The organism is Halomonas sp. C22 (assembly GCF_007655045.1).
Lineage (GTDB): Bacteria > Pseudomonadota > Gammaproteobacteria > Pseudomonadales > Halomonadaceae > Vreelandella > Vreelandella hamiltonii.
In genome coordinates, this window is record NZ_VBVC01000006.1 from 38,896 (window position 1) to 62,203 (window position 23,308).

At 48.7% G+C, this 23,308-nt stretch carries 15 protein-coding genes and 1 pseudogene; 11 read left to right on the plus strand and 5 right to left on the minus strand.

Annotated elements, in window-relative coordinates:
• Nucleotides 1-28 precede the first annotated feature (28 nt).
• Genes gmtY through greB form a run of 4 tightly spaced genes read left to right on the plus strand, consistent with a single transcriptional unit; the run spans nt 29 to nt 5,185 of the window.
• Complete coding sequence (gene gmtY / locus FEU76_RS12425; RefSeq protein WP_144983609.1) at nt 29-1,357, plus strand: gamma-mobile-trio recombinase GmtY; 1,329 nt, start codon at nt 29-31, stop codon at nt 1,355-1,357.
• The gene (gmtZ, locus tag FEU76_RS12430; protein ID WP_222114804.1) at nt 1,344-4,100 is read left to right on the plus strand and encodes a gamma-mobile-trio integrase GmtZ; all 2,757 of its coding nucleotides are present in this window, start codon (nt 1,344-1,346) and stop codon (nt 4,098-4,100) included. The genes gmtY and gmtZ overlap by 14 nt, the downstream gene beginning before the upstream one ends.
• Nucleotide 4,101: 1 nt before the next feature.
• Nucleotides 4,102-4,704 carry a gamma-mobile-trio protein GmtX gene (gene gmtX / locus FEU76_RS12435; protein ID WP_144983417.1) on the plus strand — a complete coding sequence of 201 codons (603 nt, stop codon included), beginning with the start codon at nt 4,102-4,104 and terminating at the stop codon, nt 4,702-4,704.
• Nucleotides 4,705-4,711: 7 nt separating this feature from the next.
• Nucleotides 4,712-5,185, plus strand: a complete 474-nt coding sequence (gene greB / locus FEU76_RS12440; protein ID WP_144983420.1) for a transcription elongation factor GreB — start codon at nt 4,712-4,714, stop codon at nt 5,183-5,185.
• A gap of 148 nt (nt 5,186-5,333) precedes the next feature.
• Here greB and FEU76_RS12445 read toward each other — a convergent pair whose 3' ends face one another.
• From FEU76_RS12445 to FEU76_RS12465, 5 genes are read right to left on the minus strand one after another with little or no spacing between them, the layout of a single operon-like run.
• Nucleotides 5,334-6,101, minus strand: coding sequence for a M48 family metallopeptidase (locus tag FEU76_RS12445; protein ID WP_144983423.1), 768 nt, complete (start codon nt 6,099-6,101; stop codon nt 5,334-5,336).
• The gene (locus FEU76_RS12450) at nt 6,101-9,379 is read right to left on the minus strand and encodes a type I restriction endonuclease subunit R (RefSeq protein WP_144983426.1); all 3,279 of its coding nucleotides are present in this window, start codon (nt 9,377-9,379) and stop codon (nt 6,101-6,103) included. The genes FEU76_RS12445 and FEU76_RS12450 overlap by 1 nt, the downstream gene beginning before the upstream one ends.
• Nucleotides 9,376-10,578 carry a restriction endonuclease subunit S gene (locus tag FEU76_RS12455; RefSeq protein ID WP_144983429.1) on the minus strand — a complete coding sequence of 401 codons (1,203 nt, stop codon included), beginning with the start codon at nt 10,576-10,578 and terminating at the stop codon, nt 9,376-9,378. The genes FEU76_RS12450 and FEU76_RS12455 overlap by 4 nt, the downstream gene beginning before the upstream one ends.
• Complete coding sequence (locus tag FEU76_RS12460) at nt 10,568-12,085, minus strand: type I restriction-modification system subunit M (RefSeq protein ID WP_144983432.1); 1,518 nt, start codon at nt 12,083-12,085, stop codon at nt 10,568-10,570. Before FEU76_RS12460 ends, FEU76_RS12455 begins: the two co-directional genes overlap by 11 nt.
• A 1-nt stretch (nt 12,086) precedes the next feature.
• Nucleotides 12,087-12,710, minus strand: a complete 624-nt coding sequence (locus FEU76_RS12465) for a restriction endonuclease subunit S (RefSeq protein WP_144983435.1) — start codon at nt 12,708-12,710, stop codon at nt 12,087-12,089.
• A 106-nt stretch (nt 12,711-12,816) separates the two neighbouring features.
• On the opposite strand from FEU76_RS12465, the gene FEU76_RS12470 reads away from it, so the two are divergent.
• From FEU76_RS12470 to FEU76_RS12505, 7 genes and pseudogenes are all read left to right on the plus strand, one after another.
• Nucleotides 12,817-13,038: a hypothetical protein gene (locus tag FEU76_RS12470; RefSeq protein WP_144983438.1), complete on the plus strand. Its 222-nt coding sequence runs from the start codon at nt 12,817-12,819 to the stop codon at nt 13,036-13,038.
• A gap of 140 nt (nt 13,039-13,178) precedes the next feature.
• A complete protein-coding gene (locus FEU76_RS12475) occupies nt 13,179-13,565 on the plus strand; it encodes a LexA family protein (protein ID WP_240704156.1) in 387 nt (128 codons plus the stop codon).
• A complete protein-coding gene (locus FEU76_RS12480; RefSeq protein ID WP_144983441.1) occupies nt 13,562-14,842 on the plus strand; it encodes a Y-family DNA polymerase in 1,281 nt (426 codons plus the stop codon). The genes FEU76_RS12475 and FEU76_RS12480 overlap by 4 nt, the downstream gene beginning before the upstream one ends.
• Before the next feature lie 105 nt (nt 14,843-14,947).
• Entirely contained in the window at nt 14,948-15,586 is a 639-nt protein-coding gene (locus FEU76_RS18605; protein WP_186299144.1) for a hypothetical protein, read from the plus strand.
• 710 nt (nt 15,587-16,296) lie between these two features.
• Nucleotides 16,297-16,419 (plus strand): annotated as a pseudogene (locus FEU76_RS18850) (IS3 family transposase); the annotation flags it as partial.
• A 450-nt stretch (nt 16,420-16,869) separates the two neighbouring features.
• Entirely contained in the window at nt 16,870-21,849 is a 4,980-nt protein-coding gene (locus FEU76_RS12500; RefSeq protein ID WP_144983444.1) for an AAA domain-containing protein, read from the plus strand.
• Entirely contained in the window at nt 21,849-23,288 is a 1,440-nt protein-coding gene (locus FEU76_RS12505; protein WP_144983446.1) for a hypothetical protein, read from the plus strand. The genes FEU76_RS12500 and FEU76_RS12505 overlap by 1 nt, the downstream gene beginning before the upstream one ends.
• Nucleotides 23,289-23,308: the final 20 nt, after the last annotated feature.

Below are 23,308 nucleotides of genomic sequence, written 5' to 3' on the forward strand. Positions count from 1 at the left end.
GAAAAAACCCCTAAAAAAGTACTATCTGATGCCCTTCGCACATAAGGTCCAAGTCCGCTACGTGGATGTGGCTAGCGGTAATGTTTACTTGTTGCCGGCTGTTTATACTGAAAGTGGAGTGATTGCATCCCACCTCAGATACTTGGCCTGGTTCAGTTACAAAAGTGAATCTTGGAAAGAAAGGTCAGTTTTTTCACTTCGGCTTTTGATTTCTTATATAAATTCGTTGAATGGTGAGATGAGAGCCATTGACTTATTGAAATCATTCACCCGTTCTTTAGTAACAGGGACTATTGATTATGAAAGCTGTAACGACCCTATGGGGTTGTTCTGGCCCCCGCGTTCAACATTCGATGTGAACAATATTTTGTTTCATATAACACACTACACGGATTATTTGGCTAGGCAGCCTGAATATGAGGCCGCTCGTATAAATCCATTCGTAAAAGCAACGGGTTATGAAGAAAGGTTAAACTGGTGCGCATACTATAATAGAAATGCCAATGTTTTTCTCAATCACTTAAAAAAAAGAGCGGACGCCTATTTGGAAGTTGCTCGAACGAGAGCCGTGGCAGGATATCGCGATCCTAAAATAGATAACGATAAGGTGGTTAAATTTCCTGATGACATGGTGGATGTTCTTTTGCAGGAAGGGTTTAGCAACTCTGGGGGAGTGAATTACAAATATCAACTAATGACCATGTTAATGAACTATGGGGGGTTGAGGAAGAGTGAGTTATTTCACCTTTACGTTTCAGATATCACTGTGCACCCTGAGCGAAGGGACGAGGCACTGGTTAGGGTGTATCACCCAGAGTATGGGAAGTCACCACTGCCGGATTATAAAAATAGAAGAGAATATCTTCTTGCAGAGACGCAATATAAGCCAAGAAATTCTTACCCGCTAAGCGAGCGGCTTCATGCAGGGTGGAAAGGTGCTCTTCTTACAAGCAGGGCTGGTTTTTTTGAGGTGATTTTTAATCCACCTAGCATGGCGAAAACCTTTTTAGCAGTTTGGGTGAAGTATTTAAAATACCAAAGAATGGAGCCTGCTGCCAGCTTCCACCCATTTGCATTTACTAAAAAAGATGGCGGGCCTGAAACCTTAAAAAATTTCCAGCGCGCTCACAAGAGAGCCGTAGAAAAAATTGGCTTGGTATGTAAAAAAGAGTTCGGCACGACCGAGCATGGACACAGGCATGCGTATGGTTATAGAGCTAGAAAATTTGGTTTGAGTCGGGTTGAAATACAAAAATCCATGCATCATAGAAGCCCTGATTCTTGCCTAGTTTATATTAAGCCAACCAATGAAGATATAAGGGAAATAATGCGAGGTGTTGCTGATGAAGATGCGTAAGCTTAAGATGCTTAATGTGGATGAGGATGTTCTTAAGCTACCTAAAGCGAATTTTTCTCTGCACGAAATGAAGCTTCTTTGCAAGAAGCATGGGATTAGCAACTCTTCTGAGTACAAGAAGCGATATAAGGAAGTCCCGGGATTGGTTGCTCATCCGGAGAGGATGTTTCCGGATGAATGGGTTAGCTATAATGATTTTTTTGACATCCCAGAATTCTATACCTACGAAGAAGTTGTTTATAAGATTAAAGGGAAGGGGATAAGGTCTCAGTCAGAGTATAAGAAGTATGTCAAAGACATCGGCGACCCCAGATTTCCATTTGACCCACAAGGCACGTATGCAGAAAGCTGGAAAAACTGGTACAAGTTCTTGGGGAAAGAAGAACCATTCAATGTAGAGTTTATCCTGCCGGAATTTAAGCAGTGGCGCGTAAAGATAGATGAGTTTATGAGGCAGGCGCTGGGGGGGAGCTCGAAAAAGTCCTATCTATGTCGGTTCGTGAGAGTTTATATTGAGAGGCATGATGGAAGTAAAAGCCCTCAGGAGTTTCTAACAAAGCAAAAAGTAAATATAAAACCATTTAGAGATGAGCTGGAAAAGTTCTCAACAGACAATATGAGAAGAAATGTCATACTGTCAGTAAATGAGTTTTTTGATTATATCATCGGGTCTGATTTGACTGTGGAGGATGAAGAGACTGGAGAAGTGTTCAGGCTGATGGATGCCCGAAATCCATTTGAGTTTATGTTGACCGACTCTTATGTGTCTTCGCCTGGAAGAAGCGAGTCAACCAAACCTTGTCTTCAGTATCACTTTGTCAGGAAGGCCCAGTCATGGATTATTCCAGAGTCAGCTAGAAGTTTTCGTGACCTTGCACATCTTCATGAGTTCGATTCGGACTGGGTGAAAGTAGAAAGACATATTATTGACAAAGATGATCTAGACTGCGTTTATAAGAAAGCAGGGCCTTTCTGGTATCTATGGGTTCCGACAGACTGGGTGCACACCTTTGCTTTGACAAAGGTTCCTCTTCGAGGAAGGCAGATCGCTTATAATGATTCGGGTGAGGCTGACGAATATATACCTGTAATTAAGGATGCTGGAGGAGTGGCGTGGGTAAAGAATCATGCCGAAATGGCAGGAATGACTAAGTCGCAGTCTTTTATTAAGCGCTATCCCGATGACCAGATTGGGATGTTTGTTACAACTAATAAGACATCGTCCAATAATGGCGGTTACTCCATACCATGGATGCCGGAAGATCTTGCATACTGGTTGATTAAGTTGAGAGAGTGGCAGGCTAAATATAATCCTGTCGCTTTTCCTACCAGCTGGTCGCGGTGCAAGAGAACCAACTTAAATGAAACTCAGTTGAAGTCAAAAGGTGTCAACTGTTTTTTATTTAGGGCTTTTGAAGATGTTGAGCCAAAAAATGTAGGCACGGCTTTGACGGGCAGGTTGGCAGCTGCCATTTATCATATACAACCATCGCATCTTAGGCTTTCAGAGCTGAGTGGGCTGCCTAATAATATATCTTGTTATAAGTCTCCATACACCCCTCATTCCATGCGGGTGAGCTTGATTACAGCTTATGTTATGGAAATGGGGATGCCGGTTGAAGTTGTCATGAAGGTCGTGGGGCACTCCTCGATCGTCATGTCGATATATTATTGCAAAATATCCCATGGAGAAATAAGGCGGCGATTGGAGGAAGGCGAGAAGATTGCGCTTCAAGCCGAGGTGGAAGCAATACAAAAAACAATTGAGTCCAATAAAATTGAGTCGGTAAAGAATCAGTTGGTTTCTAATAATGAAGACCTTCTGATGTCGCTAACCAATAGTGTGCCTGCAGGAAATTTTGTATTCAGAGACTATGGTATTTGTCCATTTGCTGCCTCACGCTGCGATGATGGAGGAGATCAGGTCGGCGCTACAAGAGTACGGGCTCCGGTGCCCATGGGGTATTTGGGAATGCAGAACTGTCTTAGGTGCAGGCATTTCATCACAGGACCGGTTTTTCTGGGTGGCTTAATGTCGGTTGGGAACGAGATTTTGTTCGTTTCGAATAAGCAGTCTGAAAAATGTATGCGGCTCCAAGAAGAAATCTCCACAATCACAGAAAGGTTGGAGAAGATAGATCGAGATGAGTATATTGCAAATGCAAAGGGCATGAATTTTGATCAGGCTGAGAGAGTTTCGCTTGAGGCAGAACAAAGAAAGCTGGAGTCAGAGTATGAGAGTGCAGCAAAGAAAATGGACATGTTCCTGTGCGATTTGCAGTCCTGCTATAAGCTAATCAGGATGTGCGTGTCAGCTGTCAATGGTGTCTCTTCTGATGCAGAGGATGGTATTTCGCTGATTAAGATGCCCGATTCCGAAATGGAGATAGAAATGGGGGAGGTCTCTTACTTTCAGCAACTGCATGAGATTTGCGAGAATGCAACAATCTACCATTCGGCTGATGCAGCCGTTGCAATAGCTCCGAGGTCTCAATTGTTGGACCGAATGTCGGTTTTTAATGAGTTGCAGCCGAGCCTTTTTATGTTGACGGATGAGCAGCAGCTTAAAGTGGGTAACCAGGTAGTCGGTTTTTTGAGGTCACGGCTGAAAACCTGGGAAAGAGTTGGCCAGGTCGTTGACTGTTCAGTGAGGCTAGACGATTTGATGGAGGAGGAGAGAATTGATAGGTCGGAGCTTTCTCTGATTCTAAAGCCTCAGCTATTAAATGAGACGGGCTGCTAATATGAAAAATGAAGATCTTTTGTTGAAGCTAAAAGAAGACGCTTCGCCTAGAACCAAGAAGACGCTTGATGCAATATATGAAGTGTGTAGTGAGCAGATGGAGAGAGGTGTTAGTGATTTCTCTATAGTAACTATATCTAGGCTGGGCGCCAAGCGAGGAGTTCCGAAGCCACAAAGCATTAGGAACAAGTCTGGAGAAAAATACCGCGCCCTCATAGAAACCTTTTCTGATATGGCCGGCGGCAATGTTAAGCGTCCCTCGCCAAGTGCTGATGACTGGGTAGAGGAGATTGCGAGTGCTAAACATAAGCTTCTTGTTAGATCGCTTCTTTCCGATCTCAAGAATGCTAAAAACAAGCTCAATGAAATTATTCCTCCGGGTAGTAGAATAGATGTATACGATCATAGGTCACAGCAAGCGGGCGAGGAAGAAAAGCTCTCCCAGCAGGAGAGAAGAGCGCTGGAATATCTGATATCCAATGAGTTTGTTGGTAAGTGGAATTTTCGCGCTACTGAGTTTGGTGAGGTTGTGGATGAGGGTGGTCAGGTGGTGTTCAAAGCTGCTACAATCGATGCTATTAAAAAGGCTCTAAATAACTTGTAGGTCAGCTATGAAGAATCCCCTTATAACAAGAGAAGGCTATGAAAGCCTGAAAGAAGAGCTTGATTATCTCTGGAGGGTGGAGAGGAGAGAGGTTACAGCTAAGGTGACATGGGCGGCCAGTCTAGGCGATAGATCGGAGAACGCAGATTATCAGTATAATAAGAAAAGACTTAGAGAAATTGATAGGCGTGTTAGATATATCCGTAAAAGGTTGGATGAGTTAAAGGTCGTAGACTATCATGCTGATCAAGCTGGAAAAGCATTTTTTGGCGCTTATGTGGTTTTAGTTGATGATGATTGTAATAAGATGGAGTTTCGAATTGTTGGTGTTGATGAAATATATAGTAATAAAGGCTATGTGTCGATTAATTCACCAGCAGCACAAGCTTGTATCGGTAAAGCAATTGATGATGAAGTGGAGATACATACTCCTAAAGGTAAAAAAATTTGGTATATTGATGATGTAAGCTATAGTGAATAGTTTGCATTTCAGTGCCGATCTACTGATTGACTTATAATGGGTTGTGAGCCTAGTGTTGAAGAAGCTACTGTGTCATAGTTGATGGATCGTAAATCGTTGTGTGATTTTCGGCATCTACCTTTTAATATTTATGTGATGGTTGAATTAGTCACCCAACCAAAATCACCTCCGCCTGCCCATCCAACCGCTCCTTCACAGACCGCCATTCGGGCATAAACCTATCCAGCAGTGCATAGAAGCGCGGGCTGTGGTTGTGTTCTACCAGGTGGCACAGCTCATGAAGCAGCACGTAGTCTATGGCTCGCGTGTTGGCTTTAATCAGGTGCGGGTTTAGGAGTACCGCACCTTCGGGTGAGCAGCTGCCCCAATGGGTTTGCATGTCGATCATGCGCCAATCGGGTACGGTTTTTGTCCATGGCAACGTCTCGACCATCATCGTCAGGCGGCGCTGAAACACATCCACTGCTCTGTCGCGGTACCACTGGCGGACTGCCTTTTGTATACGCTCAGTGCTCAGGGCTTTACCTTGCACCCGCAGCTGGCCGCCTATGAGCTTACAGGTGACTTTCCGCTGGCTTGGGTCATCGATTACCTTGAGTACGTACCTGCGCCCTAGATAGAGCATGCTTTCACCGCTTACCCACGCTCTTGGTTGCACGTAGCGGTTGCGCTCTTCAATGTCATCCAGGTGCTTGAGTATCCATCTCGCCCGACGCTGCACCGCTGCTTTAATCTCGGGCAACTGTGCCGTTTCGGGCGCATCCACCTGCACCATGCCCTTGGGGTGAACATGCACCCGTATCGTGGCTTTTTTATGTTCGGGCAAATAGCACAAGTGATAGCTGAACGTTCGGTCACCGTAGCGCGTGTGATACACTCGTGGTTGTTCGTCCTGCGTAGCATCCACAGCGGTCATCACTTTGCTACTCCGTTACGCAGAATCTGAACCACTTCATCCAGGATCGCTTTGGCTTTATCCAAGCCTACCAGTGAGAACAGCTTTGGGAGCAAGTGTTTCCGTACATCTTGCTCGATGCCCACGGGGTTCAGTGAGTTTTCAGCCACGGCGCGGTTCACCACCGTGTCGATCTCAAAGGCTTCATCGATCAATTGCTTTCCTTTATCTTCTTCCAACGCGGCGAAGTCATCACCTAACACGAGCTTAAACGTGCCGTAATAGGCCTGGGCATGCTTGTTTCCGCTAAACGCTTCTAGCGGTAGGTCAGGCACTTCTCGCTCTTCGACCTTGGCTTCCAGGTCGCTGAATAGCTTGAACTGCGCCTTGTAGTCGAACATGGATTCGGCTTTTTCGATGGCTTCCTTCAGCAGCGCTGAGAACACCTTCTTGGCGTAGGGATCGTCGCCTAGCTTCTCCTCGATGGTCTTCTTGGTACGCGTCTTGATCTTGTCGGTTTCGTTTTTAGTCTTCTCGTCGCTCCAGTTATCCGGGTTGCTCTCTACGGGGTCGATAAGCACGGGCTCATCGCCGAGGGCAACATGGACACCGGTGACATAACGATCAATAAGATCTCGAATCTGACCTTCGTAGGCGGAATAGTCGACGGTTTCCTGGGCATCCATCCGCACGGTTTTACGCAGGTCTGAAAACCACTTCAAGTCGGATTTGTACCGGCGGATATCCGCTTCGGTGAACGCTTTGTCATCAAAAAAGCTTTGCGTGGAAAGCGCCGTTTTCAAACACATCCCGAAGTTGGTGACGGCTTCATAGAAATCTTCCCTTAGCGCCTGACGAACATCCACCTCTACACCGTCTTCGTCGGCTTCATATTTAGGCATGAAGACCTGGCGATAGGGTTCAGGGTCTAGGCGGTTATCAATATGCCCGAAAAAGCTCAAAAGCCGGTCGTGCAGTCTTGGCAACTTCTTGTACTCGGTGTCAACGTTGGCATACAGGCCTTCAATATCCTCAATGGCAAAGCCGCCCTGGGTCTGATCCTCAAAGTTTTGGTAATCCTTAATGGCGGTATCCAGCTCTCTGAGGATGCCTCGGTAATCGATCAGGTAACCAAAGGGCTTCTGGGGGTGCAGCCGGTTAACGCGAGCGATGGCCTGGATCAGGTTGTGGCCTTTCAGCTGCTTATCGATATAGAGAACGGTGTTACGAGGCTCATCAAAGCCTGTTAGGAGCTTATCAACAACAATCAGGATATCCGGTGGGCCATCGGTGCCGAAATCCTCTATCGTGGCTTTCTCGTAGTCCTGGGGGTCGCCCGTAACGTTCTGCTTCCACCACGCCTGCACTAACGGCAGGTTGGTTTCATCCACATCGGTATGGCCTTCGCGGGTATCCGGCGGCGAAATCACAATGGCACTGGTCACCATGCCTGCGCTATCGAGTTCCTGTTTATAGCGAATCGCGCTGAGCTTGCTGTCCGTGGCCAATTGGCCTTTGAGCTCCAGCCCCGCCTTTTTGAAGTTCTCGCTGAAATGCACGCTGATATCAAACGCGTTGAGCTTAATGCGATCCTGCGCGGTATAAATCTGGCCTTGCTTGGCGTACTTGCGTTTGAGGTCGGCTTTCTGGTCGTCTGACAGGGCGGCGGTCACCTTATCAAACCAGCTGTCGACCGCCTTCTGATTGACATCTAGCTGGGGTTTTCGCTCTTCGTACAGCAGCGGCGTCACGGTGCCGTCTTCCACCGCCCGCTTCATGGTGTAGGCGTGAATGATGGACCCGAATTTCTCGGCGGTTTCGCTTTTCTCGTTTTTCAGTAGCGGCGTGCCGGTAAACGCAATGAACGAGGCATTGGGCAGAGCTTGGCGCATCCGCTGGTGGTTTTCACCCCCCTGGCTACGGTGGCCTTCATCCACAACGACAATGATATTTTCCGAGGGGTTATAGCACTCTGGTTGCTTAGCGGCGGAAGCGAATTTGTTAATGATGGTGAAGATAATCCGCTCATTACCTTGGCCAATACGTTTGGCCAGGTCCTTGCCCGAGCGTGTTTTGGCGAGAGCGTCACCGCTTTTCTTACCGGCGATGTCGCTGCCAAACGCCCCACCGGTTAGGAAGGTCTTGGAGAGCTGTTTCTCCAGATCCACCCGATCCGTGACGACGATGACCCGGCAATTCTTTAGCGCGTCACTGAGCAGGAGAGCACGACAGAGGTACACCATGGTGAACGATTTACCGGAGCCGGTGGTGTGCCACAGCACGCCACCCCGGCGCTCACCGTTGGGCTTAAAGCCCGAGATGCGTTCCAACAAAGCCTTGATGCCGAATGCCTGGGGGTAACGGGCCGCGATCTTGCCTACTTTGCGGTCGAACAGGATGAATAGCCGGAGAAATTCCAGAAACCGGTGCCTATCCAGCAAGCCGACGAGAAGCCGGTCTTGTTCGGTCGGCGTGACGTGCTTTGACCATAGCTGTTCAAAGTAAGCCCGAACCTTCGGAGGCTTGCCCTGGAACAGCGCGTCCTTAATCGAGGCAGACAAGGGCTGGTTCTTGATGCCCTGAACGTAGGGGTCGTCAAACTCTTCATCTTTCCACGTTGACCAGAACTTGGCCGGGGTATGGGTCGTACCGTACCGGCCATCGTTGCTGCTGATGGCGAGCAGCAACTGGGCGAACGCGTACAGGTAAGGGATTTCATCGTTTTTCTGGTTACGGAGGTTCTGGCTAATGCCTTCCTCCACCATGTTCTTATTGGGGTTGCCAGAAGCGGCACGCTTGGCCTCTATCACCGCCAAAGGAATACCGTTCACGAACGCCACCACATCGGGTCGGCGGGTATGGGTGCCCTGGGTGGAGAGCACCTCCATCTCCTCGGTGATGTGGAACTCGTTGTTGTCGGGGTTCTCCCAGTCGATCAGGTGGATCGTGGGCTGGGCCTTCTTGCCGCCGATGAACTCGGTCACGGTGATGCCGAGGGTCAGCATGTCGTACACGGACTGGTTGGCGTCCATCAGGCCCTGGGCCATGGAGGGTGTGGTGATCTCCCGGATCACCTGATCCACGGCCTGCTCGGACAACGGGTACCACTTGCCTTTGAACTCGAACTTGCGCCGGCGCAACACCCGCTCCAGCACCGGCTTCATGACCACTTCCCGCTGGCTGCCCCGAAGGTCCTGACACTCCGTGGCCGGCATAAACGTCCAGCCAAGGTTCATCAGAGTGGCCAGGGCCGGGATGTGGCTGGAATGCTGCTCATTCCCTTGAGGGGTGGTGTTCATGCGGCCTCCGTGTCCAGCTGCACCCGACGCTTGCCGGTCAGGAGTTGTTGCATCAGGGCTTTCTTTTCCAGCTTAAGCATATTCAGGCGTTTTGATAGGAGATCAAACTCTTGATCAGTAGATAAAAGGATCTCACCAATCGCCCTCTGTTCGGCTGGATTGGAGGGAATAAAAAGCGCCTGCTTTTGAACGTCTTTTTTCCCCAATCCCAACTGAGCCGTTCCGTTCGCTCGTCGTCGAAGGCTTTTATTCACTTTCTCTGAATTTATGAGATAACCGAGAAACTGGCTATCTGTCTTATAAGGTGTCAGTGCGTAGACATGATCCGCTAACAGATATTTCTCATTTTCTGGAATCACGCCCACACGGCCAATAATGTTTCCACCACCAATATCATCCTTCGGCATGACAAGCTGGCCTTCGGTAAGATACGGCCCATTCAGCGAAGTTTTCTTTGTTGGTACAAGCCTGCCTGTGCGGGTCACCGAACCCATATCGATAATGTACTTGTCTCCGATTTTATCTATGTATTTCGCTTTCGAAGAACCGGAGGTAATTTCCACTAGATCACCTAACTGAGCAGGTACCCACTCCCCCTCAAACCCCGGCAACCGCTTCTTCCCGGTCAGCAACTGCTGCATCAACCCTTTCTTCCGCTGCTGGCTGTTCTCAAGCAGGCGCTCGGTGGCGGTGATGGCCTGATCCCAGGTGGAGAGGATCTGGGCGATCTTTTTTTGTTCGGGGAGGGGGGGAGTTGGAATCTTTGTTGCCTTAATGGTTTTTAAAGACAAATTCCGGATCGTTGTTCCTGTTAATTCAGATGAATAGAAGTTTTGGACTCTACTATCTGAAAGCACAAAGTAGATGAAGTCCAAATCTACTTTCGGCGAAATGTTCAAATAACAGGCGCTTTTACCAAGAACAACTCGCTCCCCGCGGTAGTATGCCAAGTTGCCGATTGTTCCATTAATCGACATCAAAAGAGTTCGTTCTGAAAGATCTCGCTGGTGGTTTATAGCGTCATACTCATCAACGTATTTAGTGGAACCGTTGATCACAACCCAGCCATTTTTAAGGTTGTTGCCGTTTATAAAATGAATGGTCGAGCGCTCAGCATACTTCGGCGTGCTGTGGATACCATCGCCAATTTTATCCGTTAGCTCTGAAAGTTCTTTTACTTGCCAATGCTCAGGCACCATAACCCAACTCCTTCAGATACCCGTCCATCTGCTCGTTCAGCTTCGCAATCTCGGCCTCGATCTCTTTCCGTTCCGCTTGCACGGCCATCAGGTCGATCTCTTCCTCTTCCTCGAAGGTGTCCACGTAGCGGGGGATGTTGAGGTTGAAGTCGTTTTCCTGGATCTCCTCCAGGCTGGCCAGATAGGCGTACTTGTCGATGTTCTCGCGCTGCTTATAGGTGTCGACCACCTTGGCGATGTTCTCATCGGACAGCTGGTTCTGGTTCTTGCCGGCCTTGAACTCGCGGCTGGCGTCGATGAACAGCACGTTGTTGTCGGTCTTGTCCTTACGGAACACCAGTACCGCTGCCGGAATGCCTGTGCCATAGAACAGTTTTTCGGGCAGGCCGATCACGGCATCTAGCAGGTTCTCCTCGATCAGCTTCTGACGGATTTTGCCTTCCGCAGAGCCCCGGAACAGGACGCCGTGGGGGACGACCACCGCCATGCGGCCGGTCTTTGGCTTCAGAGTCTCGATCATGTGCAGGATAAAGGCGTAGTCGCCCTTGGACTTGGGCGGTACCCCGCGTCGGAATCGGGCGTAGGGATCGCTGTCTGCGCCCTCAAAGCCCCATTTCTCCAGTGAGAACGGAGGATTGGCCACCACGATGTCGAAGTGCTTCAGGCCGCCGTTCTCATCGAGCAGCTTGGGATTACGGATGGTGTCGCCCCATTCCAGCTTGTGATTGTCGATCCCGTGCAGAAACATGTTCATCTTGGCCAGGGCCCAGGTGCTGCCGATGGCCTCCTGACCGAACAGGGCGAAGTTCTTGGAGCCATCGTGGCTCTTGCGAATCTGGTTGGCGCACTTGAGCAACAGGGACGCGGAGCCGCAAGCCGGGTCACAGATCTCATCGCCTTCCTTCGGCTCGACGATCTCAGCCATCAGCTCGGACACTTCCGGCGGGGTATAGAATTCACCGGCTTTCTTGCCGGAGGTGGCCGCAAAGTTCTTGATCAGGTATTCGTAGGCGTTGCCGATGACATCCAGCTTCCCGATCCGACTCGGACGCAGGTTCAGCTCCGGGCGGGCGAAGTCTTCCAGCAGGTGGCGCAGAATGTCGTTCTTCTGCTTCTCATCCCCCAGTTTGTTGGAGTTAAAGCTGATGTCCTGGAATACGTCGGCCAGCTTGACGATGTTGGCCTCTTCGATGGCGTGCAGGGCCTTGTCGATCCGCTCGCCGTTGCCCGGCTCATGGCGCTGGTCATACAGGGCGTAAAAGCCGGAATCCCGAGGCAGCACAAAGCGCTCGCTCTTCATCAGCTCTTCGATCAGCTCCGGGGTGTCGCCATATTCGGCCACGTAATTGTCGTAGTGATCCTGGTACACGTCGGACAGGTACTTCACGAACAGCATGGTGAGCACGTAGTCCTTGTAGATGCTGGGGTCTACGGTGCCCCGGAAGGTGTCGCAGGCGTTCCAGACCGCTTTGTTGATCTGATCCTGCTTAACGGAATCGTTACTCATATCATTTTCCTGTCGTCGTATCAGGACGAAGTAGTTGGTGGCCAGCGGCATCAACCATGCGCTGCCGATTTTCGATTAACTGGTTAAAAAGCTGTTGTTCGCGGGTGGCGGCATCGGCCAGTTTGACCATCAGCGCCTGCTGCTCAATAGGCGGTACCACAATAGGCAGGTTGCCCAGCTGTGACTTGGTAATGCTGGGTGCCGCCGACCCCTGAGAGCACATGGCAAAATAGCGCTGGGCATTCACATGGTTGAGCTGCCAAGCCAAAAATTCAGGCAAGACGTTACATGCGCTTGAGGTAAGCCGGATGTGATAGAAATTCGGCGTGCAGACAGTATTGCGTGGAAGCTCCCGAACCACCGCCGCATCATTTCGTGTGCCCTTGGCCATAAACAGAATGTCGCCAGAACATAGATATTCCGGGCGTTTGCGGCCTGGCAACGTCACCCGATCCAGCGTTTTGCCTTGTGGGTCATAAAGGGCTTCACCCACGATAAGGTGGCGGTACTGCACAACAAAAGCATCGCCTTGGCTATCCAGCTCTAGCTTTCCACGAAAGGGGTAACCAGGCTGAATGGCGGCAATACTCTGTAGCAAACATCGTCTTTTGGGTTGATGATTCATGCAGCGATGCCAATGTCATGGTTAAGATGAATTAACCTTACCACGCGTGCATCATCGCGCAAGATGCAGTTTAAAAATAAGGGCAATGCCAACCAAGGAGGCTGTGATGTCAGGTGAAGAACAAACACCAGTGGAGACTCCACAAAATAACCCACTGCAAAAGCTCAAAGGCTCCGTGCAGCGCTACGACCAGCCGTTTGAACCCGTTGGTGTCGAGGACTGGGAAGCAGCCCTGCTTGATGGGCTAACGCCTGAGACCGCCCATGCTGATGAGCTTGCGACACCATCCTTAAAAGAACTCGGGGAAGACCCTGACAGGAAGCGATAAATCTCTACTCAGAGCTTGTTGATGCGGCGCCTCTCCGTATACTGTATGAAACAACAGTTATTTTAGAGGCTCGGCGTATGACCACAACCGCTTCGTTCATAGGCACTGCTGCCCTATGCCCCGTACCCCAACCGTTACCCATGTTCGCCAGTGCTGTGCGGGCAGGATTTCCAAGTCCCGCTGATGACCACCTGGATGCGGAGATGGATCTGCATCGCCATGTCGTTAAGCGACCTGCGGCCACTTTCTTTGTGCGTGCTGAAGGCGACTCAATGTTAGGTGATGGCATCCATCATGGTGACCTGCTGGTGGTGGATCGCAGCCTAGAGCCGCTGCCTGGGCGTGTGATTGTTATTGCGGTCGATGGCGAACTCACTGTTAAACGGCTAGAGCGTGTCGGGCAACGTGCCTACCTGAGAGCAAGTAACCCTGCCTATAAGCCAATCCCATTGGAGGGTCGCGAATCGCATGTGTGGGGTGTCGTAACACATGTCCTGCACAGCCTGCCAGGTGCTACACCGCTATGATAGCCTTGGTCGATTGCAATAATTTCTACGTCAGCTGTGAGCGGGTGTTTAATCCCACGCTAGAAGGGCGACCTGTTGGTGTGCTCTCTAACAACGACGGTTGTGTGGTGGCCCGCTCCAATGAGCTAAAAGCGCTGGGTGTCGAGATGGGGACGGCCATGCATTTGCTGCCGCCGTTTATCCGCCGCCAATCTATTCTCTTGTCGAGTAATTATGCGCTTTACGGGGATATGAGCCGTCGCGTGACAGAGGCACTAACAGAGTTTTCGCCGGACGTAGAGGTGTACTCCATCGACGAAAGCTTTGTGGGGTTTCACGGCTTTGAACCTGCGACCCTAGAAGCCTATGGGCAAAAATTACGCCAGACAGTACGGCAATGGACGGGAATTCCGGTTTCGGTCGGTTTTGCGCCGACACGGGTATTGGCCAAAGTAGCCAACCACGCCGCAAAGAAACACCCAGGCTACCAAGAACAAGGTGTTTGCCTGTTAACGGCGGATAGCCATGCCACTCAAGCGCTACTCAAACAGCTACCGGTGACCGAACTATGGGGCATTGCACGACGTACCGGCGAACGGTTACGCGTGATGGGGATAGACACCGCCTGGCAGCTGCGCGAAGCCGATCCAAAGCACATTCGGCGTCACTTCAGCGTGGTGCAGGAACGCATTGTCTGGGAATTACGCGGACAGCCTGCGATTCAACTCGACGATATGAGCCAACCCAAACAACAGATCATGGTATCCCGCTCGTTTGGGCGCCTCACCTCCAGCCCTCATGACCTGCGTGAAGCCCTTCGCCAACATGCTGCCCGCGCGGGTGAAAAACTACGCAAGCAGCACAGCGTCACCAGCGCCGTGATGGTGTTTGTGCGCACCAATGCGTTTCGACAAGATTTGCCACAGTACCGTAATCGCGTGGTAGTGACACTAGAACGCCCGACGGACGATAGTCGCGAGCTGATTCATGCTGCGATTCAAGGGCTCCGGCAGCTCTGGCGTAAGGGCTACGCCTACCATAAAGCCGGCATCATGCTTCTCGATCTCTCCCCCAAAGCCAACCGCCAACTGACACTGACAGAAACACCGCAAACAGAGGAAGAAGCAAGGCGTAGTGAACGGTTGATGGCTACTGTCGACAAGCTCAATCGAGAACTAGGGCGAGGGACGATACAACTAGGGCTGCCTCGGGTTGGAAATGCCTGGACATTACGCGCTGAACACCGCACGCCGCGCTATACCACTCGCTGGGAAGAGCTAGTGAACGTTAAGCTTTAAGCGGCAGCGCTGCTAATTAAAAAAGCCAGAATGGTGAGCAAATCAAATAATCTGGTGCTAAGGTGGTTTAGAAATTAGCGGTGCGTAATATATTTGGAGAGCAGGATGCCCCTAGCCAAGCCGTCTACTAACGACCCTTTACAAAGTGTGTTTGCTTTCCGCGCTTTTGATTTACGGGACAGATTCCCCCAGCCACTAGAAACGTTTCGCCAAGCACTGGAGTGTTTACAAAGCGGTGATGCTTACCTGCCCGATATGAGCGGTGAGATTGTGGCTTACCTCCGTGATGGTCGCGCACTGCCTATCCCAGAATATTTTTTCATCATTCAAAGCGGCAACACTAGCGCTGTGGTGCCACCGCAAGAAAATGATTATGTCTGCGCAGCTGTTGAAGCTTGGTTACGAGACGCGTTGCTGAAGACATCGACACTACTAGAGAAAGCATCAGCAGTCAGACCTGCTCGGCTCAACATCCTACTTGATCAATGCGATCCAAATGCCCCGGAACCTGACGACATTCAAGGATGGCAGAATATGCGCGATGTCGGCAGAGAAATCATCGACACCCCCAGCAGAGAAGATGTCTGGGAAGCAGCAGTTCAGGTAATGGGGGAGGTACAGGCAAGACGCTGGATGAAAACAGCGCATCCGCAGCTGGATGGTAAAAGCCCCAATTTATGCATTGAGGACGATCCTGCGCGGGTTTATGAGCTTGTGTTGCAGATGAACACAGGAGCGAGCTAATGGCTGATATCGACCGAGGCTGTGTGAAAACGTAGTGGCCGCTATACTTTGCCAAGGTACCCAGAGGAAATGGTGATGAAGTGATTCGTGGTAGGCGAGGCCCGAGACCAAAGCACGTTATTCCCTATTCGAAAAGAACAGGAACGATATAGATGAACTGGATTGGCTCACGGTGGTGGAAGTTCGACTTTCACAATCATACTCCGGTCTCCGATGATTATGGGAAAGGCCCTGACCAGGTCCTGCATAAGCAGATATCCCATAAGGATTAGCTGCTCAACTACATGCGGAAAGGCATCGATTGCGTCGCGGTGACGGATCACAATTCAGGTGCCTGGATTGATCCACTAAAGCAGGCACTCTTGGAGTTGTCATCCGAAGGTCATCCGGATTATCGACAGCTCTATCTGTTCCCCGGCGTCGAGATTACCGTTCAGGGGAATATCCATATTCTGGCGATTTTCGGCACAGATAAGACCACCTCGGACATTGACTCGCTTCTTGGTGCTGTGAGGTATCGAGCCACCAAAGGGAGCAGCGACGGCTGCTCTGAATGCTCTGCTGTTGAGGTAATTGACGAAATAGCAAGGTCGGGGGGATTGGCGATCCCTGCTCATGTCGATCAGGCCAACGGACTTTTTACAGTTTATTCCGGCAATACACTGGAGCAGGTTCTCGACAACAAGAACGTATTTTCCATGGAAGTTACAACGCGAAACGATATGAGGCGCCAGGTGTTTGAGTACGTCGAGCTGGACTACAACAAACAACGGCGGCACAGTGCTATTGGGATGATCAGCCCAGAGGCCTTTGAAGCCCGAATGATCGCTTAAACCAGTGTCCACTGTTGCTGGGTAAGATCATTTTTCAGCGATGAGTGAATATGATTTAGGCTACCGCATAAGATAGTACGAGTTAGTGTTTCTCAAGAAAGTGGATTACAAAAAAATTCTGATATTGGAAAGAGGCAGCCACGGTGGGCATACGAAAAATAAGTGATTTGAAACCGGTTTTTAGCGGTGACAACGTTGTTGAGTGGCAGTCACCTGCTGGAACGAGGTTTCGTTTCGAGCGAGACCGTAGTGCAGTGGGGCAGGAAATGGTGCCGGGAAGCGAAGTATACGATTGGCACGTCCTGGCTAAGAGTGACCTGAGTCATGCTAAGCGAATGGTGTTTCGGCTAATTAATGAAGACGAATTCTAAGTATTAGCAAAGTGGCGCTTTGTAGAAGCAGCTTAGGATAGTGATAAGATTTTGAAATTAATGAAAAAAGGAATGAAAATTGGAAATAGAAATTTGGGATGGCGGATTACAAGAGCAAGAAGTATCAGCTATTGAAAAAATAAAGGGAGCTTTTTCTGATAAGACTCAAGTGGACAGAAATCAATCTAATGGAGGCTCTTTGCGCGATCAGCTTAAGGGAGCCGTCTTTGGAGAAAAAGGGATGTTCCCGTGGAAAGGCTATGCGGGGTTTCGTTTTGTAGAGTCGAAGAAGGAAGGTGAGTATGACTTAGTAATCGTTACGCACTGTAACGTAATAATCGTCGAGTTAAAAGACTGGAATCACCAGCCAGTCACAGCCAAAGGGGATATTTGGTACAAAGGCGATCAAAACATGGGACGCTCCCCAGTGAGCGTGACGCGCCCCAAAAAATTCAAGCTAGACAATAAGCTAAAACGTCTGGCTCAAAAGTTTTCAAACAAAGGGTATACCCCTCGTGTTCATTTCTTTGTCGTTATGACAGGGAATGCAGATTTTAGTCAATTGCCCGAGGAACAGCTTCATCACACGATATCGTTACGAGAGTTTTTTAAGTTCGCTAATGAGCGAACATTTAATCACTACTTCAGGCCCCACCCAAATGAAAAAGTCCTTAATCATGACTTTGGTATTTTTGACGAGCTCTTCCTGGGTCCACAGACAGCCCCGAAAGCGTTGAGAGTAGACGGCTACGAAGCAAAAGATGAGATTTTCAAGCACCCCAAAAATGTCTATCGAGAATACCTAGCAACGTCTGAGATTTCCTCAAATTCTGAAGCGCTGCTTCGCGTATGGAATTTTAATAAAGTAGAAGGTGGAAAAGCGTACACACCTGATGGTAGAGCCGATATTGTTTCTCGTGAGCGAACAGTCCTCCAGTACCTCAATCATCAGAACCGTGACTTGTACAATCACTGCTTGCGTTCGTTAACCAGCTTTCAAAAAGACGAGATAACGGCAGAGTATTGCGAAGTCTATGAGTTACCTCCCGGGCATATGCGATTTAACGAGTTTATCGGGAAGTATGGCGCAAACTTCTCTGATCAAGACAGGTTAAACATCACCAAGCTCTTAATTGCAAAATTTGCCGATCTGCATGAAGCGAAGGTCGCACACAGAGATATTGCGGACCACAGCCTTTGGCTGTCTCCATCAAAGGAGATTGCCCTATCTAACTTCATATCAGCCTATCATCGCCCCGCTGGAACAGTTGGTGACTATAGAAAGGCGCTGTCAGTTGGGGCAGTTGAAGCACAGGATATGCTGGATGACAGTGATTTAACCCCTTACCAGCATGATGTGCATGCCTTAGGATTGGTGTGTTGGCACCTCCTTAATGGACGTCGCATGTCTCCCAAAAGCCTGGAAACAGTACAAGATGAGATGCTCGGGTGTAACGAGTGGTATTCAGAGGTTCTTTTGGACGCCGTTGCGACAAGCTTTTCAAATGCATCAGAGTTCTTTGATGCTTTGATGGAAGCGGAGCCCATAAATGATGAGATACCTACGTTTGATGATGCTGAACTAGCCCCATACCGTCACGCCATTAATCATTCTCGGCAATACCGTGAAGATGGTGAGTTCATTGTTGAAAATTCGGAAAAGGAAGTCTACGTATCTGATGGAAAATTGGTTAAAGCATGGCTCGATTGTGGTAGCCAAGGTGCTTCCTCAATCACTAATTTTCAAGTGCTCAACTTCCTGAAGCGGGTGGATAAACTCAATTCAGTAAGACCTACTTATCTGCCTGCCATTCGAGACTATGGCATTGCTTCTAAATCATCTTCACTGTATCTAATAACTGATCTGATTGATGGCGATACATGGGACGCTGCCCAAATTGAAGAGGAATCTCGCCTCAATACGGCCTCTAAGTTAGTCGCGGCAATTGAACATCTGCATGGACTTGGACTGTCGCATGGTGATCTGCACCCCCAAAACGTGATGATTGAAAAGGAAAGTTTGTCGCTGTACTTGATCGACATTCCTGATTTTACACCTTCTGATGATGAGCCTAAAAATCATCAATACAGCCCCGACAATATCGATGGATGCACCTCATTTGAGCGCGATAATTTCGCCGTCATGAAAATGTCCTGCGAGCTATTGGGAATAGCTTGGGGCGAAAAATCAGAGAAGTTGTCTGCGATCGCTGACGCAGTTCGAGTAGAGTTGGAAGATCCGCAGTTCGGATTCAAGGATCTCGGGCGCTTTAAGAAAGCATTAAGTGCTCCAGAAGTTAAAGCTGGGCAGGAGTATATTGAGATCGTCGCAGGTAATGCTGACGAAGCTGTAACGTTGCTCCCTGACAATGGTCACCTTTACTGCCGAGTTGAGAAAAACCCTAAAGAATCATCTGAGGTCAAAGTCACTTTCGCAGGGATTGGAGGGATTTTTTCTGGGATGTACAGCAAGAACGAGAAAGGACTTGTCGTAGGATTTAAGCCAAAACAGCGGTCTTCAGTGAGCAAGCGCGATACTGAAGAAAGCCAATTCGAGTTGTCGTATGCTATTAAGGTTATACCGGGTAAGCCACATAATTTATCGGCATTGTCCTCAGTACTTAACGAGAACGAAGCTTTTCATAGGGCGGTTGAATTAGCCACGGCTCTGGACGACAAGGAGAAGAGCGAACCGCAAAAAGAGAGCGGTGAGCTCACGCTTGAACTGACAGAAGCTTTCGAGCGTCTGCATAAGCAGACTGGAAGGCAACCTGAAAGTTCTAACATTTCCATTTCTACTGCGAAGCTTTGGCAAGCGATTTTAGATACAGAAACACAATCCCTTCCGAATGTCGAAATTGACGGTGAAATTTCACTCATCGGGAAATCCGATGGAGGGATCCTCATACCTTATTCCGCAGAAGTTGATCCTTTGGGTGCATTCACTGCCGCTGATGAAGTAGAGGCGTTACTCGTGGATGAAGAAGGGGGTGAAAAGTTTTTGGGGGAAGTTTGCCTGAAATCCTCCACGCTCAATTCAGTACGTCTTCTCAAAGCCCGGGGGGCTGCGTATCACCTGAAGAACAGTGATGTTGTATTTTTTAGAACAAGGCAAGACAGAGCTTCTTACCGCAAGAGGAAAGCAGCACTGGAACGTCTACTAGACCGAGAAGGCGTTATGCCGGAACTGGTGGATTTATTCGATCCTTTATGTGATAGACCTGCTACGCAGTACGGTGTTGAGCCAACAGAGGAAGACTTTTCTCGTTATGATAGAGAAGATCAACACGGAAATATAATCAGTCTCAATCCTCAACAAAGAGACGCATTTGCGAAAATAGTCAACAATGGGCCTTTGTCGCTTCTACAGGGCCCTCCTGGAACAGGGAAAACGGAGTTCATTGCAGCCTTTGTTCACTACTTGATTGAAAAACAAAAAACCAAGCGAATTTTGCTGGTCAGTCAATCACACGAAGCGGTGAATACTGCTGCTGAGCGAATCAGACGACACTGCGCTCGACTAAACACGGACTTGGAGGTTGTTCGATTCAGTAACCGCGAGGGCGCTGTGTCGACAGGGTTAAAAGATGTCTATTCTCACGCCATCACCGCAGAGAAAAGAGAACTATTTGATGCGGAAATGAAATACAGGGTTGAGGCGCTAAGTGATGCTTTGGGGCTACAGTCTGAATTTATTTCCAGCGTTGTTATGGCAGAGTTGAAGTTGTTCAGCAAAGTAGACCATCTCGAAGCGCTTTTATATCGAGTGGACGATGTAATAGATGAAGAAGATATCACGCAGTTAAGGAAAGTTGCCGTCGAGCTAGATGGTTCAATTCGTGATGAGCTAACATCTAAATTCGGTATTGAGTTAGAAAAAACCACTCCAATTTCAGACGCAAAAGATAAAGTATTATCAAAACTGTGCTTCGATTATGGAGTGAGGCCGGACGAAACGCGGCGCGTACGAGCCTTGGCGAAAGTATCTCGAGATATGCATAACGCCCTATCTGCCGAGCGCGTCAATTATGACGAGTTTTTTGCTCGCTCCCGCCAATTGGTGACCGGCACCTGTGTCGGTATCGGTCAAGGCCACATCGGTATTCATGACAATATTTACGACTGGGTAATTATTGATGAAGCAGCGCGCTCGATTGCTAGTGAACTGGCTATCGCAATGCAATCCGCCAAGCGGGTGCTATTGGTTGGTGATCACCTGCAACTACCACCGCTCTACTCTGATGCTCACAAACAAGCCTTGGCACGAAAGCTAGGAATAAGCAGCAAATACACCGAATTGGATGAAGTCCTCCGCAGCGATTTTGCGAGAGCGTTTAATTCCAAGTATGGCGAACAGACCAGCGCCGCCCTATTAACTCAATATCGGATGGCCGCACCCATAGGCAATCTTGTTTCCGCGACATTCTATGATGGAAAATTGCAGAATGGCGATAGAACCATTCCTGCTATTTACGACTGCGCGCCCGCTTTATTACGCAGCGTAGTCACCTGGATTGATACGGCTAATTTAGGCCAAAAGGCCCACCACTCCAAAGGTAGCGGAACTAGTATCTATAATAGGAGCGAGGCCGATGAAATCATTTCACTTCTTAAAGAGCTATCTGAAAACGTGGAATTTGTTAGAGGGCTCTCGGACGTGATCGGTGAAGATGAAGCTGCGATTGGCGTTATTTGCATGTATGCAGAACAAAAGCACATCCTACGCACGAAATTCAACCAGGAAGCGTGGAATGATGGCTTTAAAGACTTGGTTAAGATAGGCACCGTAGACAGCTATCAAGGGAAAGAGAATAGAGTAATTATTTTATCCCTGACTCGTTCTGACAAACGACTTACTCCGGGTTTTCTGAGAGCTCCGAATCGAATAAATGTGGCCATGTCTCGCGCCATGGATCGATTGGTGATTGTTGGTAATGCAGATATGTGGAAAGGCAGCAATAAGGATATGCCTCTAGGATCGGTTTTGCGTTTTATGAATCAACATGGAAGCGCTGCTGGGTATTCCTTTGCTTCTGCTCGTCAGGGTGGTAAACACTAATGGATTCAGAAAATAATATGACTTACCAGGAAATCGATTTTCTTCTACCTGCACAAAGATTCAATATTCAGTTTTCTTATGTAACACAAAAAGGATTGCCGTTTATTAGAGAGTTTGTCCTCCGACTGGTTCACATCGCTCCAATGAGTAAATCCCAGGTAGCCACTTACTTCGGGCTGAGCCGGCTTGAGACGGATGAGGCTATATCAGACTTAGTTCAGCGAGGGGAGTTGACTCTTTCAGATAGCGGTCGACTCATGCTGACTGGCCTTTCACAAGGCTACTTCACAGACTTAGGAGAGACTCCTCAACTTTCGGCTGTCTTGGACAGCGGTGCGACACTCTCCTTTGATTTGGCCAGCTTCAGTTGTTTTAGCAATCAGAATGTGAGCGACAGTTGGAGGGCTGGCATCTCACTAGAGGTGGATCGAAATCATATTTCTCAAAGTGAAAAGCTGGTTGAGAAGAGTTTTCAACATCAATTTTACCAGATACTTGAGAAAGAATTTCTGCCCAAGTCTGTTAGCCAAGATCCCAAGGAAAGACCATACGTTTACACGGTAAATGCGGTAAACAAATTGCGCGATTTTCCACTTCGTCTCACGGCAAAGTTTAAAATTGGGGAAGATGGTGAGTCGCTGGAAAGGGACGATTTTGAGCAGCTAAATGACTCTGAAATTGTGCACGGGCTTATAGCGATAAACCTATCAAAACTTGTGCGACCATCAAATACGATGGCTCTTATGCAGGCGATGATGGAGATCGGGGATGAGGACACGTTGAAGGTGTTTAATCCTAAAACTAACTCCGTCAATCCGCGTTTCATCGATGATTTACAAAAGCTGGAAGAGCATTATGAGACGGCTAGAACGACGTTCGTAGGTCAGATATACACTCGATCAAACTGGGAGTTATTCCAAAGAACTCTGGCACCAATACTGACGAAGCGTGTCAAAGCGAAATCTGATCACAACGATAGCAGCTTTACATGGATTGCTCCGTCTGATCCCTTTTGGGGCAAGAGTGACAGAGCAAGGGCAGCGATTAGCGATTTCATCGACAGGGCGTTCACTAAAAATAAGCAACTTTACAAGCCAACTCTATATGTGCCTGTATTTGGACCTGAAGACATTCGAGCCGCTAAAAGTTGGTGTCATGAGTTCAGGAACTTTGAAGAGTCTATCAGCGGACTCTATGAGGGCATGCTCGATGGAAATGTTGAAATAATTCATCTCGAGGGCGAGTTAGTGGCTGTTGTTTATCACTTTTCGAAGCCCGAAGCGTTGCCAGTCTCTATGCCAATAGGCTTTATTTCAACTAATAAAACTATTGTCGAAAGAGTAGGGAGAATCGCTCGCGATTATGTCGATGGCAGCTCGTCGTTTGATAAGCCCAACGATTGTGGAGCTATATCTAAAATGGCTAAGCTTTATAAATAACTGATGGTCAATTCGACATA